The organism is Dactylosporangium sp. CS-047395 (assembly GCF_050942185.1).
Classification (GTDB): domain Bacteria; phylum Actinomycetota; class Actinomycetes; order Mycobacteriales; family Micromonosporaceae; genus Dactylosporangium.
Window position 1 is genome coordinate 6,846,059 of the sequence record NZ_CP192015.1, and the last position, 14,669, is coordinate 6,860,727.

Here is a 14,669-nt window from a genome sequence, read left to right on the forward strand (position 1 = left end):
CGTGGTACCGCGGAACCGATCTGCGCCGCGCCCGTAGTACCGCGGTACCAGGCACGCCTTGGGGTCGGCGGTGGACTGGACGTCCCGAGAATACTGAGTATGCTACTGCGCATGATATCGAGTGGGGAGTCGCGGTGAGCATCAAGCACGCGCTGCTGGCGCTGCTCAGTGAGGGGCCGAAGTACGGGCTGCAGCTGCGCGAGGAGTTCGAGGCGCGCACCGGCGAGGTGTGGCCGCTGAACATCGGGCAGGTCTACACCACCCTGCAGCGCCTGGAGCGCGACGGCCTCGTCGAGTCCGATGACGACGCCGAGCCGGGCCCGCAGAAGGGTTTCCGGATCACCGACGACGGCGCCCGCGAGCTCGACGGCTGGCTGCGCACCCCGCCGGACCTCGCCTCGCCGCCGCGGGACGAGCTCGTTATCAAGATCCTCGTCGCGGTACGGCTACCAGGTGTCGACGTGCACGCGGTGATTCAGGAACATCGGCGGTACATCGTGGAGCTCATGCAGCAGTGGACCCGCCTCAAGGACGAGGAGGGCGAGGTCGACCTGAGCCTCGCGCTCGTCGTCGATGCGGAGCTCTACCGCCTCGACTCCGTCGTGCGCTGGCTGGACACCGCCGACGGGCGGCTCAAGCGGGCCGCGCTCGAACCGCCGGCCGAGCCGAGGGCCGCCGCCCCGATGATCCGGCGCCGCGCGGGGGTGCGCCGATGAGCGGGGTGCTGGAACTGCGCGGGGTGTCGAAGACGTACCTCGACGGCGCCGACGAGGTGCACGCGCTGCGCGAGGTCGACCTCACCGTCGAGGCCGGCAAGATGGTCGCCGTCATGGGACCCAGCGGCTCGGGCAAGAGCACCCTGCTCACCATCGCCGGCGCCCTGGAGACCGCGACCGCCGGCGAGGTTCTCGTCGGCGGGCAGCCGCTGTCGGCGATGTCCCGCGACGACCGGGCCCGGCTGCGGCGGCGGGCCATCGGGTACGTGTTCCAGGACTTCAACCTGCTGCCCGGCCTCACCGCCGCCGAGAACGTCGCGCTGCCCCTCGAACTCGACGGGACGAGCGCCGGCAAGGCCCGCACCGCCGGGCTCGCCGCCCTGGACGGGCTCGGCCTCGCCGACCGCGCCGACCGCTTCCCCGACCAGCTCTCCGGCGGCGAACGCCAGCGGGTCGCGATCGCCCGGGCCGTCGTCGGCGACCGGCGGCTGCTGCTGGCCGACGAGCCCACCGGCGCCCTCGACTCGGCCAACGGCGAGGCCGTGATGAAGCTGATCCTGGCCGCCTGCAAGCACGGCGTGGCCGCCGTCGTCGTCACCCACGACGCGCAGCTGGCCTCGTGGGCCGACCGGGTGCTGTTCATCCGCGACGGCCGCGTCGTCGACCGCACCGCACCGCGGCCCGGCCCGGACTCGCTGCTGACCGGGGAGGCCGCCCGATGAGCCACGGCGGCATGCCCGCGCGCCGCGCCGTGGTCCGGTGGGCCTGGCGGCTGTTCCGCCGCGAGTGGCGGCAACAGGCGATCGTGCTGACGCTGCTGCTGCTCGCCGTGGCCGCCACCACCGTCGGGCTCGCCATGGCCGGCAACGCCCCGTCCGAGGCGGCCCGGTTCGGCACCGCCGACCACATCGTCACCGTGAACGGCACCGGAGCCCGGGCCGAGGCCGACCTGGCCCAGCTGCGGACCAACTACGGCACCGTCGAGGTCATCGAGCACGCCAAGAAGGTGCCGGTGCCGGGCAGCGCCAACGGCGTCGACCTGCGGGCCCAGGATCCGGGCGGGCCGTACGGGCGCTCGATGCTGCGCCTGGACCGGGGCCGCTGGCCGCAGGGCCCGGCCGAGATCGCCGTCACCGACCGGGTGCTGCGGCGCGCCGGCCTGCACGTCGGCGGCGCCTGGACCGCCGCCGGCCGGACCTGGACCGTCGTCGGCGTCGTGGAGAACCCGCTCGACCTGGCCGAGTCGTTCGCGCTCGCGGCGCCCGGGCAACTCGGCGACGCCGCCGTGCGCGTGGACGGGCTGCTGCGGGTGCCGCATGAGGAGTACACCGCGAAGGCTCGTCCCGACGGCGTGTCCACCCAGCGCCGCAACGAGGAATCGGACCCGGCCACCGTCGGCGTCCTGGTGCTCGCCACGATCGGGCTCGTCTTCGTCGGCCTGCTGTCCGTCGCCGGCTTCCACGTCATGGCCCAGCGGCGGCTGCGGGCGCTGGGCATGCTCGGCGCGATCGGCGCGAGCCACCGGCACATCCGCCTCGTCCTGCTGGCCAACGGCCTCGTCATCGGGGCCGCCGGCGCGGTCGCCGGGGCGGTGGCCGGCGTCGCGGTGTGGGCGGCGCTGGGGCCGGTGTTCGAGCCGCTGCTCGGCCATCGCATCGACCGGTTCGACCTGCCCTGGGGGCCGCTGCTGATCGCCGTGGTCCTCGCCACCGCGACCGCGGTCGTCGCCGCCTGGTGGCCGGCCCGCTCCGCCGCCCGCATCCCGGTCGTCGCCGCGCTCTCCGCCCGCCCGGCCCTCCCCCGCCCGGCGCACCGGTTCGCGCTCGCCGGCGTGGTGGTGCTCGCCGCCGGGATGACCGCGTTGTACCTGGCGCAGCAGACGAGGGCGCCGTACATCGTCGGCGGGGTCCTGCTCACCGCGCTCGGCCTGCTGCTGCTCGCCCCGATCGGGGTGGCCACGATCGGCGTCCTGGCCCGCCACGCGCCGCTCGCGCCCCGGCTGGCCATGCGCGACCTGGCCCGCTACCGCGCCCGCTCCGGGGCCGCCCTGGCCGCGATCGCCCTGGCCATCGGCATCGCCGCCATGGTCGCGCTGGGCTCCGCGGTGACCGTGGCCCGGAATGCGGCCCCGACCGGCGGCACCATCCCGGCCGACCAGCTGATCGTCTGGCTCGCGGCCTCTGGCATGACCGGTCCGGTACCGTCCGTCAGCGCCCCCGAACTCGAAGCCCTCCGCAAGCAGGCCGACACGATCGCCGCCGACCTGCACGCCACGGTCCTCCCGCTCGCGGGCGGCGTCGACCTGAGCCAGCCGGTCGAGCGCGACACCGGCGGCCGCCCGCCGGCGGTCCTGGGCATCCGCCACGCCCTCGCCGGCGGCGGCGCGACATACAGCGGCAACGAGATGGTCCCCGTCTACGTCGCCACCCCGGAACTGCTGACCCACTACGGCATCGACCCGTCCACCGTCGCCGCCGGCACGGACATCCTCACCCCGCGCGCCGACCTGGCCGGCTACGACCTCATCCCCTCCGGCCGCAACCGCGACTGGCAGCCCGTCCTGCAGCACGTCTCGCTGCCCGACTTCCAGTCCCTGCCCAACGTGCTGCTGACCCAGCAGGGGATGGCAAAGCTCAACCTCTCCACGGTACCGGCGGGCTGGCTCATCGACGCGCCCGCCAAACTGACCGCCGCCCAGGTCGACCACGCCCAGCAGACCGCGGCCGCGGCGGGCCTGTTCGTCGAGTCCCGCCCGACCGGCGCCGACGAGACCCGCCTGGCGGCCTGGTTCACCGGCGCGGGCATCGCGGTCGCCCTCGGGGTGCTCGCCATGACGGTCGGGCTCATCCGCAGCGAGACGGCCCGCGACCTGCGCACCCTGGCCGCGGCCGGCGCCCGCCGCCGGACCCGCCGCGCACTGACGGCGGCAACCGCCGGCTCGCTCGCCCTGACCGGCGCCGTCATTGGCATCGCCGGGACGTATCTGGCGGTGCTGGCCTGGTACCACCGGGAGTTGCACTGGCTGGGGCACCCGCCGCTGGCCAACCTGGCCGCGCTGCTCGTGGGGCTGCCTCTGGTGGCCTACCTCGGCGGCTGGCTGCTGACGGGGCGGGAGGGCCGGTTCATCGCCCGCCAGCCCCTGGACTGACGGGAACCTGTCAACGCCTCGCAGCGTCTCAGGCATCGTGGATGCGATGAGGAGGCGGTGCGGGGTGTTGCGACGGGTGGCGGCTGTGGTACTGGTCGGGCTGTTCACGGTGCTGGCCGGGCCGGTGTCGCCGGCGTGTGCGTGCTCCTGCGCGGTCGCGACGGAGCAGGAGCAGCTCGATCGGGCCGCGTTCGTGTTCGACGGTGACGTACGCACGATCGAGACGCTCGATCCGGCGGCCCGCGGCGACTATCCGCTGGCGGTGCGGCTCGTGGTGCGAGCGGTCCACAAGGGCGACCTGGTCGGGCCCGGCGGGCAGATCCTCGTCGGCAACTCCGACAACGAGGCGTCGTGCGGCTACACGTTCGAGGCCGGCAAGCGCTACCGGGTCTACGTGACGCCGCAGGGCTCGCGGTTCGTCACCAGCCTGTGCGCCGGCAACCGGGAGCTCGGCCCGGCCACGACCGGCGATCCCGCGTGGTCGGCGCTGCCCGCGTCGCCGGCCGTCGGCGCCCTGCCGCTCGACAGCGGCCCCTCCGCGATCACGTGGGCGCTGCTCGCGGCGGGCGTGGCCGCCGTCGTCGCGGCTGGCCTCTTCATAGGGGTCCGCCGACGACGGGCATGATGCCCGGCGGACGGGGCATCAACCGCGCATGTCGCAGCTACTCGTCACCTCGTACGGCGACCCGCGCGAGTCGATCGCGCTCGAGCGCGCCCCCAGCCCGGCCCTCGGCAGCGAGGACATCCTCGTCGAGATGCAGGCCGCGCCGGTCAACCCGTCCGACTTCCTGCTCGTCAAGGGCGGCTACGGGCTGCGGCCCCAACTGCCGAGCCCGGTCGGCGGCGAGGGCGTCGGCCGGGTGATCGAGGCGGGTGGCCAGGCCGGCACCGGGCTCGTCGGGCGGCGGGTCGTCATCCTGCCCAACTACGAGCAGGGCACGTGGGCCGACCGGGTGGCGACGGACTACCGCAACGTCGTTCCGGTACGCGAGGACGGCGACCCGTTGCAGCTGGCCATGCTGCCGATCAACCCGGCGACGGCGTACCTGCTGCTGCGCAGGTTCGCCGAGCTCAGCCCGGGCGACTGGGTCGGGCTGGACGCCGCCAACTCCGCCGTCGGGCTGTGCGTGATCGCCCTCGCGCGGCGGCAGGGCCTGCGCACGCTCGGCATCGTGCGGCGGGAGACGGCCGTGCGGGCCGTGCGGGACGCCGGCGCCGATCGGGTGGTGGTCGGCGGGGACGGCCTGTCCGAGCGGATCGCCGACGCCCTGGAGGGTGAGGAGCTCGCCCTGGCCCTCGACGCGACGACCGGGCCGATCGTGCCCGAGCTCGCGGCGGCGCTGCGGTTCCGGGGCGTGCTCGTCACCTACGCCTTCGTCGAGCAGGCCGCCGGTCGCGGGGAGCCCGGCGTGCGGGCCCACGACCTGATCTTCAAGGAGGTGACGCACACCGGGTTCTGGCTGCTGAACTGGCTGCGGCACGCGTCCCGCAAGGAGATCGAGCGCACGTACCGCACGCTCGACGACCTGGTGGCCGGTGGCGAGCTTTCCGTGCCGGTCGACGGGACGTACCGGCTCGACGACTACCACGAGGCCATCGACCACGCGATGACCCCGGAACGCAGCGGGAAGATCCTCTTCACGTTCACCTGAAGTCGGCGGCCGACATCCCTTCCGGGTGGCCGGGCGGCCACTGGACGAGCTCGATGCGGTAGCCGTCGGGATCGGTGAGCCACGCCGTGACCATCCCGTCCCCGTGGTCCGTCGTCGGCTCAGCGGCGATGCCGCGCGCGGCCAGCCCGGCGACCGTACCGGCGAGGTCGTCGACCTGCACGACGAGGTGGTTGACGGCACTGGTGTCGGTGACCGGCCGCGCCGGGTCGTGGACCAGCTCGAGGCTGACGAACGGGTCGCCGGGCAGTTGCAGCATCGTCAGGCTCCCGAACGGCGTCTCGGGCACGGCACCGACCTGGTCGTAGCCGAGCCCCGCGTAGAAGGCGAGCGAGCGTTCGAGATCCGTGACCCGCAGGCCGACGTGCAGCATCCGCATGGTCCGCAGCCTAGGTCGTGCCGATGACCCGCGCGACGGTCGCCCTCTCGTCGGGGAGGAACTTGTCGTAGGCGTCGCGCCACTCCCCGACCCCGAAGGCGGCCTTTGCGGCATCGGTCACCGTGTTCGCGGTGGACTGCGAGCGGCTCCGCAGGGTCCGGGCCTCCTCCGGCGTCGCCTCGCGAAGGACACGGCCGAAATGGTCCACGATTTCCGGCGGCCTGATCGAGCCCCAGAACTTGTAGACCGGCCACGGCACGTCGGCCCGGACCAGACGGTGCCCGACGATCGGCCACTCGCCGTCCACCAGGCAGTCGTCGAACGTGTTGGCCAGCAGCAGGACGTCGGCCCCGTCGACCGCGTCGAGGCTGAGCGCGTCGAAAACCACGACGAGCGTCGAAGAGTCGTGCTTCGCGACCACCTGGCCGTAGACCGAACGGACGTCGTCGATCGGAATCCGGAACACATCGCCCTCGGCCGCGACGATCTTCCTGCGCTTGCCGGGCTTGGGACGGGCCGGCGGCGGCTCGACGCGTCCCGTGTCGAGGTCGATCTCGTACCGCACCGCTTCCGGATCACCGGCCTCGCCATAGCGCAGCGTGGCCCGGGCCGGCCGGGCCGGCAACGACCGCAGCACCGGCTCCACGGCGTCATAGAGCCGGTCGGCGTCCGGCCCGTAGAGGTAGACCGAAACCTCGTCCCCGCCGAACTCGTTGCCGTCCAGGTCCCCGACGTCCAGCCCGGCGAGCGCGGCGGTGAGCCGCTCCTGCAGGGCGTAGACGGCGGCCCGCCCGTCGGTCGTCCCGAACGGCCCGCCGGTCAACGCGTAGCGAACGATGACGGCGTCGGTCACCGGCCCATCACCTCCGCGGTCGATGTTAAGGCCAGGTAGCGGATGCCGTAGGCCTAGAGGGTCCGCAGCGCGTCGGCCGGTGGCAGCCGCGCCGCCCGGGCCGCCGGATACAGCCCGGCCAGGGCGCCCACCAGCAGCGCCGCGACCAGGCCGGCGGCCAGTGCTTGTAACGGGATCGCCACCGGGTTGCCGCCCAGCCGGGCCGCGACCAGCGTCGCCAGGCAGCCCAGCCCGATCCCGGCGACGCCGCCGATGACCGCCAGCAGCGCCGATTCGAGCAGGAACTGCGCCGCCACGTCCCGCCGCTTGGCCCCAAGAGCGCGCCGCAGGCCGATCTCCGCGCGCCGTTCCAGCACCGAGATGACCATGATGTTGGCGATCCCGACGCCCGCGACGAGCAGGGCGACGGCGCCGAGGCCGAGGAACAGGCCGACGAACGTCTCCTTCGCCTGGATGCGGGCCAGGAGCACGTCGGAAGGGCGATCCACCTGTACGTCCCGAGGGTTCTCCGGCGATGCCGTGGACCCGAGCACGGCGGTCACCGCGGCCACCTGGTCGGGGTCGACGCGCAGGTAGATGCGCGTCGGGACGCCGCCGAGGCCGAAGAGCCGGTCGGCGACGCCGAAGCTGATCAGGGCGGCGGTGTCGATCTCCGGGGCGACGCCGGCCTGGGCGAGGATGCCGACCACGGTGAAGTACCGGCCGGCGATGAACACCTGGGTCTGCTCGGTGAGCCGGTCGATGCCGAGACTGCGCGCGGCGGACCAGCCGAGCACGGTCTGCGGGTACTGCTCCGCGACCGGGCCGAGGAACGTCCCGCGCAGGACCTGGACCGAGAGGGTCTGCGGCAGGGACGGCTGGGCGGCCAGCACGGTGATGCCGTTGGTGTTCACGGGCGGGATCAGGTCGGTTCGGCGCACGGTCGCGCCGTCGATGTTGCCGACCGCGGTGGTCGCCTGCACGGGTGGGATGCGGGCGATCATCGGCTGGGCGGTGAGCGGCAGCGGGGTGGGGCTGCCGTCGAAGGTCTTGCCGGTGGCCACGGTGAGCAGGTTGCCCTGCCGGCCGAGCTCGTCCAGCAGCTGCCGCTCGGAGGACTCGGCGACGCCCAGGACGGCGACCAGCGCGGCGATGGCGATCGCGATGCCGAGGGCCGAGAGGGTGGCGCGGACGCGGCGGGCGCGCAGGCCGGCGGTACCGGCGGCGAGCGCGTCGAGGGCCCTCACGCGGCCGTCTCCGAGTCGTGCACGATCCGGCCGTCGCGGAGGTGGATCCGGCGCTGCATCGCCGCCGCCACGTCGGCGTTGTGGGTGATGAGCACGACGGTGGTGTCCTCCAAGGCGGCGAGCACGTCGACCACGTCGCGGCCGTTGGCGGAGTCGAGGTTGCCGGTCGGCTCGTCGGCAAGCACGACGGCGGGGCGCCCCACGACGGCGCGGGCGATGGCGACCCGCTGGCGCTCGCCGCCCGAGAGCTGGGCCGGGCGGTGCCGGACGCGGCCGGCGAGGCCGACCCGGTCCAGGGCCTCGGCCGCCCGCCTGCGCCGCTCGGCCGCCGGGACGCCCCGGTAGACCAGGCCGGTGGCCACGTTGTCCAGCACGGTGAGGTGCTCGAGCAGGAAGAACTGCTGGAAGACGAAGCCGATGTGCCAGGCCCGCACCCCGGACAGCTGGGCGTCGCGCATGTCCGACGTGTCGGTGCCGGCGATGCGGACCGTGCCGCTGCTGGGCCGTTCGAGGGTGCCGAGGATGCTCAGCAGCGTGGACTTGCCGGCCCCGGAGGCGCCCGTGATGGCGACCTTCTGCCCGCGGTACACGAGAAAATCCACATCGGACAGTGCCGTGACGCGCGCCGGGGGCGGATAGGTCTTGCCGACACCGATGAGCTCCAGTGCGGGGGTCACGAGGCCGGCACCTCCACGTCGTCGCCCTCGCGCAGCCCGTCGGAGCGGACCTCGACGAGGGTGTCGGAGAACAGGCCGGGGGTGACGGCGAGCAGGGTGCGCTCGGTGCCGTTGCGCCGGTAGACGCCGTAGCCGCCGCCGGCCAGGGCGACCAGCGCGGTGACCGGCACGGCCAGGACGCCGGTCACGGTCTGGTCGGTGATGCCGACCTGCACCGGGGCCCGGTCCAGGTTGGTGCCCACCTGCTGGTCGTCGAGCGTGACGATGCCGGGCACCAGGACCGGGCCGCCCCGGCCGGGCTGGTCCTGTTGCTGCTGCTGGTCGGCGACCGGCGACAGGTACGCCACCGTCCCGCTGACCCGCCGCCGGTCCGGCAGCGTGACGCTCACCTTGTCGCCCGGATGCACCAGGTGTGTCTGCCCGGCCGGCACGTTGATCGTGACCACCGGCGTCGTCGACGTCGCCGTGAGGATCGGCTCGCCGCCGTGGACCTCGGCGCCGAGCGTGGCGGTCACCGTGTTGACCCGGATCGCGCCCGGCTGGAAGCTGACCTCCCCCAGCTCGATGCGGCCGGTGACGGTCTGGCCGGTCGCCCGCTGCCAGCGCCGGATCGCGGTCGCCGTGCTGCCGGCGAAGGTGGCGTCGGCGGCGGTGAGGTAGCCGAGTGCCTTCAGGTTCTCCTCCAGGGCCCGGACATCCACGCCCGCCGTCATCCCGGAGGCGAACGGCCGGAACGCCGGGCGGTCGGCGAAGAACAGCCGCACCGGCCGGTTGTCGACCTCGTAGACGGCGTCGTTGCGGTCGATCACCGCGCCCGGGGCGGGCAGCGCGGTCACCGTGCCGCCGGCGCCCTGCGCGAGGACGGTGTAGGCGCCGCGGTACCCGAGCGCGCCGGACACCTGGGTGCCGTTGGACAGGTCGGTGCGGGTGACCTTCGCCGTCGTCGTGGGGACCTCGGCCGCGGCGGGTGCCGCCCCGCCCGGGTACCGCCACACGAACCAGCCCCCGGCCGCGCCGGCCGCGACCGTGGCGGCCGCCGAGGTGAGCAGTGCGCGCCGGTTCATCCCGCCAGGCTCCCCAGGCTCGACGTCTGCGCCTCTTCGTCGAGGACCGCCCGGCAGGCCTCCAGCGCGTGCTGCACCGTCGGGTCCGTCTTGTCGCCGGGCAGATCCTCCGGGTGCATGCCGAACCCGTGGCCCGGGGTGAACTCGTCGTTGGCGGACGGGTCGCGGTAGTTCGGCAGGCCGTTGCCGCGCATGCACCGCGCTGACTTCACCCCGGCCTGGACCAGCGCCGGTGGGGCCGGCGCCTGCGCGTCGGGGACGAGATCGGCGGCGACGATCAGGTCGTGACAGGCCTGTGCGGCCGCCAGCACCGTATCCCCGTCGGCCCGGTGCAGGCTGCGCGAGTCGGTGAACACGTGCCCGTCGGCGGTGAGCACGGGATCCTTGTACGTCGAGATGCCGTGCTGGCGGATGCAGTCGGCCGCCGCGTGCAGCGCGCTGCGGCGTGCGTCACCGGTCGCCCCCGCGCACGTCGGCTGATAGCCAAGGTCCTTGTTCGGGGCCCCGCCGTCGCCGGCCGGCTTGCTCGCGCCGGGCGCCGGGCTCTGGCCCGTGTCACCGATGAGCTGGTTCAGCCCGTCCACGGCGCCGATGCAGCCACCTGCGGTCGGGGGCGCCGCGCCGGCGGTGCCGCCGAGACTCGGCACGCCCGGCGACGGGCTCGCACTGCAGGCCGCCAGCATCAGGACGGCGCCGAGCATCACGATTCTCATGGGCGCCAGGTGTACGCGCACGGTGATGACATGACCGCTACCCGCCATGTCGGACGGATGTCATCCGGGACGGCGCACAATGGTCGGCATGCGGGTGCTGGTGGTCGAGGATCACGTGACGCTCGCCGCGCGCATCGGGGAGGGCCTGCGCGACGCCGGCATGGCGGTCGACGTCGTGCACGACGGCGCCGCGGCGCTGACCGGCGCGGCGGAGGTCGGCTACGACGTCGTGGTGCTCGACCGCGACCTGCCCGTCGTGCACGGTGATCAGGTCTGCCGGGCACTGGCCGGTACCGATGGCGCCCGGATCTTGATGCTGACCGCCGCCTCGGGTGTCGACGACCGGGTCGACGGGCTCGAACTCGGAGCCGACGACTATCTCGGCAAGCCGTTCGCGTTCCACGAACTGGTCGCCCGGGTGCGGGCCCTGGCCCGCCGGGCCCCGTCGGCGCCGCCGGTCGTGCGCCGCGGCGACCTGACCGTCGACCGCGCCCGGCACCGCGCCACCCGGGCCGGGCGGCCGCTGTCGCTGACCCGCAAGGAGTTCGGCGTGCTGGAGCTGCTGATCGCCGCCGACGGTGCGGTGGTCAGCGCCGAGGACCTGCTCGAGCACGTCTGGGACGCGCACGTCGACCCGTTCAGCAACATCGTGTCGGTCACGCTGACCCGGCTGCGGCGCAAGCTGGGCGCGCCGCCGCTCATCGAGACCGTCGTCGGCAAGGGCTACCGGATGTGAGCCTGCGCATCCGCCTGACGCTGCTGTACACCCTGCTGTTCCTGGTCTGCGGCGGCGCCCTCATCGCGATCACGTACGGGCTGCTCGCCGCCAACCTGAGCCGGACCACCGTCACCGAGTACGGCCCGGAGGCGCCGCCGCCCGAGTTCATCGACGCGTGCAAGCGCGTCCTCAACGGCGGCACCACCGAGGACACCAACCTGCGCGGCAAGTGCCAGGCGGCGTACGACCAGGGCCTCATCGCCGGCGTCGAGTCCCAGCGCGAGGCCACCCTCGACGCGCTGCTGTGGCAGTCCGGGCTGAGCCTGGGCGCGGCTACGCTGCTGTCCGCTGTCGCGGGATGGTTCGTCGCCGGCCGCGTCCTGCGCCCGGTCCAGCGGCTCACCGCGGCCGCCCGGACCGCCACCGAGCACAACCTCTCGGCCCGGGTGGCCCTCGGCGGCCCGCGCGACGAACTGCGCGAGCTGGCCGACACCTTCGACGGCATGCTCGACCGGCTGCAGCGCTCCTTCGAGGGGCAGCGCCAGTTCATCGCCAACGCCAGCCACGAGCTGCGCACGCCGCTCACCGTCATGCGGACCAGCGTCGACGTGGTGCTGGCCAAGCCGCACGCGACCGAGGCCGAGCTGGTCGGCATGGCCCGCGACGTCCGCGCGGCCGTGGAGCACGCCGAGACGCTGATCGAGGCGCTGCTGACCCTGGCCCGCAGCAACGGCGGCCGGCACGGCAGCGAGCCGACCGACCTGGCCACCGTCGCCGAGGACGTGCTGGACGGCACCGACCGCGGCGACCGGCAGGTCCAGAGCGCCCTGGAACCGGCCCTCACCACCGGCGACCCGGTCCTGCTGGAGCGGCTCACCGCGAACCTCGTGGACAACGCGGTGCGCTACAACGAGGCCGGCGGCACAGTGTGGATCACGACGTCCACAGTGGACGGCCACGCCCGGCTCGAGGTGGCCAACCAGGGACCGGCCGTCGAGCCCGGCGCGATCGGCGAGCTGTTCCAGCCGTTCCGCCGCCTGCACGAGCGCACCGGCGGCGACGGGTTCGGGCTCGGCCTGGCCATCGTCGCGGCGATCGCGGAGGTGCACGGCGGCACGGTACAGGCGGCACCCAGACCCGACGGCGGCCTGCGCGTCACCGTGACGCTGCCCGGCTGAAGCGTCAGCCGCCGACCGGGATCTTCCAGTGGTACTGGTGCTCCGGCCGCCCGGTCGCCCCGTAGCGCAGCCGGACCTCGGCCACGCCGTCGCGCGCCAGTGCCGCCAGGTACCGCTGCGCGGTGGCGCGGGAGATCCCGAGCTCGTCGGCGACGTCCGCCGCCGTGCGCGGGCGGCCGGCCCGGCGCAGCGCCTCGCTGACCAGCCGGACGGTCACCGCGGACTGCCCCTTCGGCGCCGACGGGCGGTCGCCGTCGTGCAGGACCCGCCAGCAGCGGTCGATGTCGGCCTGGGTCAGGCTGCGCGGACCGGCGGTGACCAGCGCCCGGTAGTGCCGGTAGGCGGCCAGCCGGTCGGCCAGCTGCTCGGCCGTGAACGGCTTCACCAGGTAGTTCAGCGCCCCGCGGGCATAGGCGGCGCGGACCGTGGCGGCATCGGACGCCGCGGTCAGCATGATGGTGTCGACGGTCAGCTCGGTCAGCAGGTCGAGTCCCGACTCGTCGGGCAGGTACACGTCGAGCAGCACCAGGTCGACCGGCCGGGCCGCGAGCTCGCGCCGGGCCGCGGCGGCGCTGCGGGCCGTCGCGGTCACCGCGAACCCGTCGACCCGGTGCGTGAACTCGACGTGGATGCGGGCCACCCGGAAGTCGTCCTCGACGACCAGGACGTTGATCGTCACACCGGCTCCCGCGCCGGTTGCAGGGCCCCGGGCAGGCGCGCCTCGAACACCGCGCCGTGCCCGTCCTGGCCGGGCGCGGCCAGCCGCACGTCGCCGTCCAGGCGCCGGGCGGCCTGCCGGGCCAGGGCCAGGCCCAGCCCGCGGCCGTCCTCGCCGTTCGTCGACACGCCCGAGTCGAAGATCCGCCCGGACAGCCCGTCCGGGACGCCGTCGCCGGAGTCGACGACCGAGATGTGCAGGGTGGTGCCGTCCTCGAGCAGCGCCAGGTCGACCCAGGCGGGCCGCCGGGCGCCGCGCCGGGCGGCCTCCAGCGCGTTGTCGACCAGGATGCCGAGCACGGTGGTGACCTCGACCGGCGCCGTGACGCGGGTGCCGACCCAGGTCGTGTCCGCGAGGGTGAGCCGCACGTCCTTCTCCGCCGCCTCGGCCGTCTTGGCGTCCACGAACGCCTGCAGATAGGGATCGTCGACGGCGCGGCCACCGGCGGGCGCGGCCGTGTCGGACACCGCGTGCAGGAACTCGAGCGCCTCGGCGCCGTGGCCGTTGTGCAGCAGCCCGGACAGCACGTGCAGCCGGTTGGCGAACTCGTGCCGCTGCGCGCGCAGGGCGGTGCTCAGCGTCCGCACCGACTCCAGCTCCCGGGTGATGGTCTCCAGGTCGGTCCGGTCGCGCAGGGTGAGCACGCCGCCGAGGTCGCGCTCGTCGCGGCGCACGGCGCGATAGTTCGCGACGAGGACCCGGTCACCGGCGACGGTGATGACGTTGTCGACGGGCGCCCGCTGTTCGACCGCCTCCCTTAGAGAAGCGGGAAGTGCGGCTATGGTACCGCCCGTGCCCGCGACCGGCACGCCCAGCAGACGGGCGGCCTCGCCGTTGCACACCGTCACCCGCCCGTCGGCGTCCACGGCGAGCACGCCTTCGCTGATGCCGTGCAGGACCGCCTCGCGCTCCTGCACCAGCTCCGCGAGCTCGTGCGGTTCCAGGCCCAGGGTGAGCCGCTTGAGCCGGCGCGACAGCAGCACCGAGCCGACGAAGCCCAGCGCCAGCGCGCCCCCGGCGAACAGGGCGGCGACGGCGAGCTCGCTGGTCACGTGCCCGCGGATGTCCTCGATCCGGAAGCCGACGCTCACCTCGCCGACGATCGCACCGCTCGCGTCCCGCAGCGGCGTCTTGCCCCGGGCCGACAGCCCGAGGGTGCCCTGCTCGACGTTGATCGTGTCGTGGCCGGCCAGCACCTCCGACGGGTCGGTGGAGACGGGCTCGTGGATGCGGTCCGGGTTCGGGTGCGCCAGGCGGATGCCGAGCCGGTTCGTGATGACCACGAACAGCGCGCCGCTGGCCGCCTTGGCCGCCTCGGCCCGGGCCGGCAGCACGTGCTGCGGGTCGTCGGCCGCGGCAGCCGCGGCGATCGCCGGGTCGGCCGCGAGCGTGTGCGCGACGGCGAGTGCCCGGGTGCCGTACTGCTGCGTCATCTCGTCGTCGAAGAGCCAGCTCACGAGCGCGAAGCCGACGCCGACCACGACCACCAGCACGGCCGCCTGCAGGGCCAGGGCCTGCCGCGCGAAGGGCGTGTAACGCAGCCGAAACATGACGGGAGCGTACCGCCGGGACACCTGAGAAGACCCTGTGAGCAAAACGCGCAATACGC

General features: G+C 74.2%; 15 protein-coding genes. 7 read left to right on the forward strand and 8 right to left on the reverse strand.

The annotated features are described in order from the left end of the window. Positions 1-134 precede the first annotated feature (134 nt). The 5 genes from ACQP00_RS32175 (at position 135) to ACQP00_RS32195 (ending at position 5,516) form a co-directional block, all read left to right on the forward strand. Positions 135-716, forward strand: a complete 582-nt coding sequence (locus ACQP00_RS32175; protein ID WP_433202342.1) for a PadR family transcriptional regulator — start codon at positions 135-137, stop codon at positions 714-716. Beyond that, a complete protein-coding gene (locus tag ACQP00_RS32180) occupies positions 713-1,438 on the forward strand; it encodes an ABC transporter ATP-binding protein (protein WP_433202345.1) in 726 nt (241 codons plus the stop codon). The genes ACQP00_RS32175 and ACQP00_RS32180 overlap by 4 nt, the downstream gene beginning before the upstream one ends. Next, positions 1,435-3,864: an FtsX-like permease family protein gene (locus ACQP00_RS32185; RefSeq protein ID WP_433202348.1), complete on the forward strand. Its 2,430-nt coding sequence runs from the start codon at positions 1,435-1,437 to the stop codon at positions 3,862-3,864. The genes ACQP00_RS32180 and ACQP00_RS32185 overlap by 4 nt, the downstream gene beginning before the upstream one ends. Positions 3,865-3,940: 76 nt before the next feature. After that, positions 3,941-4,489, forward strand: a complete 549-nt coding sequence (locus ACQP00_RS32190) for a hypothetical protein (RefSeq protein WP_433202350.1) — start codon at positions 3,941-3,943, stop codon at positions 4,487-4,489. Between the two features lie 28 nt (positions 4,490-4,517). Next, positions 4,518-5,516, forward strand: a complete 999-nt coding sequence (locus tag ACQP00_RS32195; protein ID WP_433202353.1) for a zinc-dependent alcohol dehydrogenase family protein — start codon at positions 4,518-4,520, stop codon at positions 5,514-5,516. On the opposite strand, the gene ACQP00_RS32200 is transcribed toward ACQP00_RS32195, so the two are convergent. The 6 genes from ACQP00_RS32200 to ACQP00_RS32225 are packed head-to-tail and all read right to left on the reverse strand — an operon-like array spanning position 5,509 to position 10,446. Next, positions 5,509-5,913 (reverse strand): VOC family protein, encoded by a 405-nt coding sequence (locus ACQP00_RS32200; protein WP_433202356.1) that lies wholly within the window; start codon positions 5,911-5,913, stop codon positions 5,509-5,511. The genes ACQP00_RS32195 and ACQP00_RS32200 overlap by 8 nt on opposite strands. A 10-nt stretch (positions 5,914-5,923) precedes the next feature. After that, positions 5,924-6,766, reverse strand: coding sequence for an Imm26 family immunity protein (locus ACQP00_RS32205; protein ID WP_433202359.1), 843 nt, complete (start codon positions 6,764-6,766; stop codon positions 5,924-5,926). A gap of 53 nt (positions 6,767-6,819) precedes the next feature. Beyond that, positions 6,820-7,992, reverse strand: coding sequence for an ABC transporter permease (locus ACQP00_RS32210; RefSeq protein ID WP_433202362.1), 1,173 nt, complete (start codon positions 7,990-7,992; stop codon positions 6,820-6,822). Continuing rightward, a complete protein-coding gene (locus tag ACQP00_RS32215) occupies positions 7,989-8,669 on the reverse strand; it encodes an ABC transporter ATP-binding protein (RefSeq protein ID WP_433202365.1) in 681 nt (226 codons plus the stop codon). Before ACQP00_RS32215 ends, ACQP00_RS32210 begins: the two co-directional genes overlap by 4 nt. Then, on the reverse strand, positions 8,666-9,733 hold the full coding sequence (locus tag ACQP00_RS32220) for a peptidoglycan-binding protein (protein WP_433202368.1): 1,068 nt from the start codon (positions 9,731-9,733) through the stop codon (positions 8,666-8,668). Before ACQP00_RS32220 ends, ACQP00_RS32215 begins: the two co-directional genes overlap by 4 nt. Next, positions 9,730-10,446, reverse strand: coding sequence for a hypothetical protein (locus ACQP00_RS32225; RefSeq protein ID WP_433202371.1), 717 nt, complete (start codon positions 10,444-10,446; stop codon positions 9,730-9,732). Before ACQP00_RS32225 ends, ACQP00_RS32220 begins: the two co-directional genes overlap by 4 nt. A gap of 88 nt (positions 10,447-10,534) precedes the next feature. Here ACQP00_RS32225 and ACQP00_RS32230 point away from each other — a divergent pair, with 88 nt between their 5' ends. Together ACQP00_RS32230 and ACQP00_RS32235 are read left to right on the forward strand one after the other, a co-directional pair. Further along, on the forward strand, positions 10,535-11,182 hold the full coding sequence (locus ACQP00_RS32230; RefSeq protein WP_433202374.1) for a response regulator transcription factor: 648 nt from the start codon (positions 10,535-10,537) through the stop codon (positions 11,180-11,182). Continuing rightward, positions 11,179-12,342, forward strand: a complete 1,164-nt coding sequence (locus ACQP00_RS32235) for a HAMP domain-containing sensor histidine kinase (RefSeq protein WP_433202377.1) — start codon at positions 11,179-11,181, stop codon at positions 12,340-12,342. Before ACQP00_RS32230 ends, ACQP00_RS32235 begins: the two co-directional genes overlap by 4 nt. A gap of 4 nt (positions 12,343-12,346) precedes the next feature. Here ACQP00_RS32235 and ACQP00_RS32240 read toward each other — a convergent pair whose 3' ends face one another. Both ACQP00_RS32240 and ACQP00_RS32245 read right to left on the reverse strand, forming a co-directional pair. Further along, positions 12,347-13,021 (reverse strand): response regulator, encoded by a 675-nt coding sequence (locus ACQP00_RS32240; RefSeq protein ID WP_433042765.1) that lies wholly within the window; start codon positions 13,019-13,021, stop codon positions 12,347-12,349. Beyond that, the gene (locus ACQP00_RS32245) at positions 13,018-14,610 is read right to left on the reverse strand and encodes an ATP-binding protein (protein WP_433202380.1); all 1,593 of its coding nucleotides are present in this window, start codon (positions 14,608-14,610) and stop codon (positions 13,018-13,020) included. The genes ACQP00_RS32240 and ACQP00_RS32245 overlap by 4 nt, the downstream gene beginning before the upstream one ends. Positions 14,611-14,669: the final 59 nt, after the last annotated feature.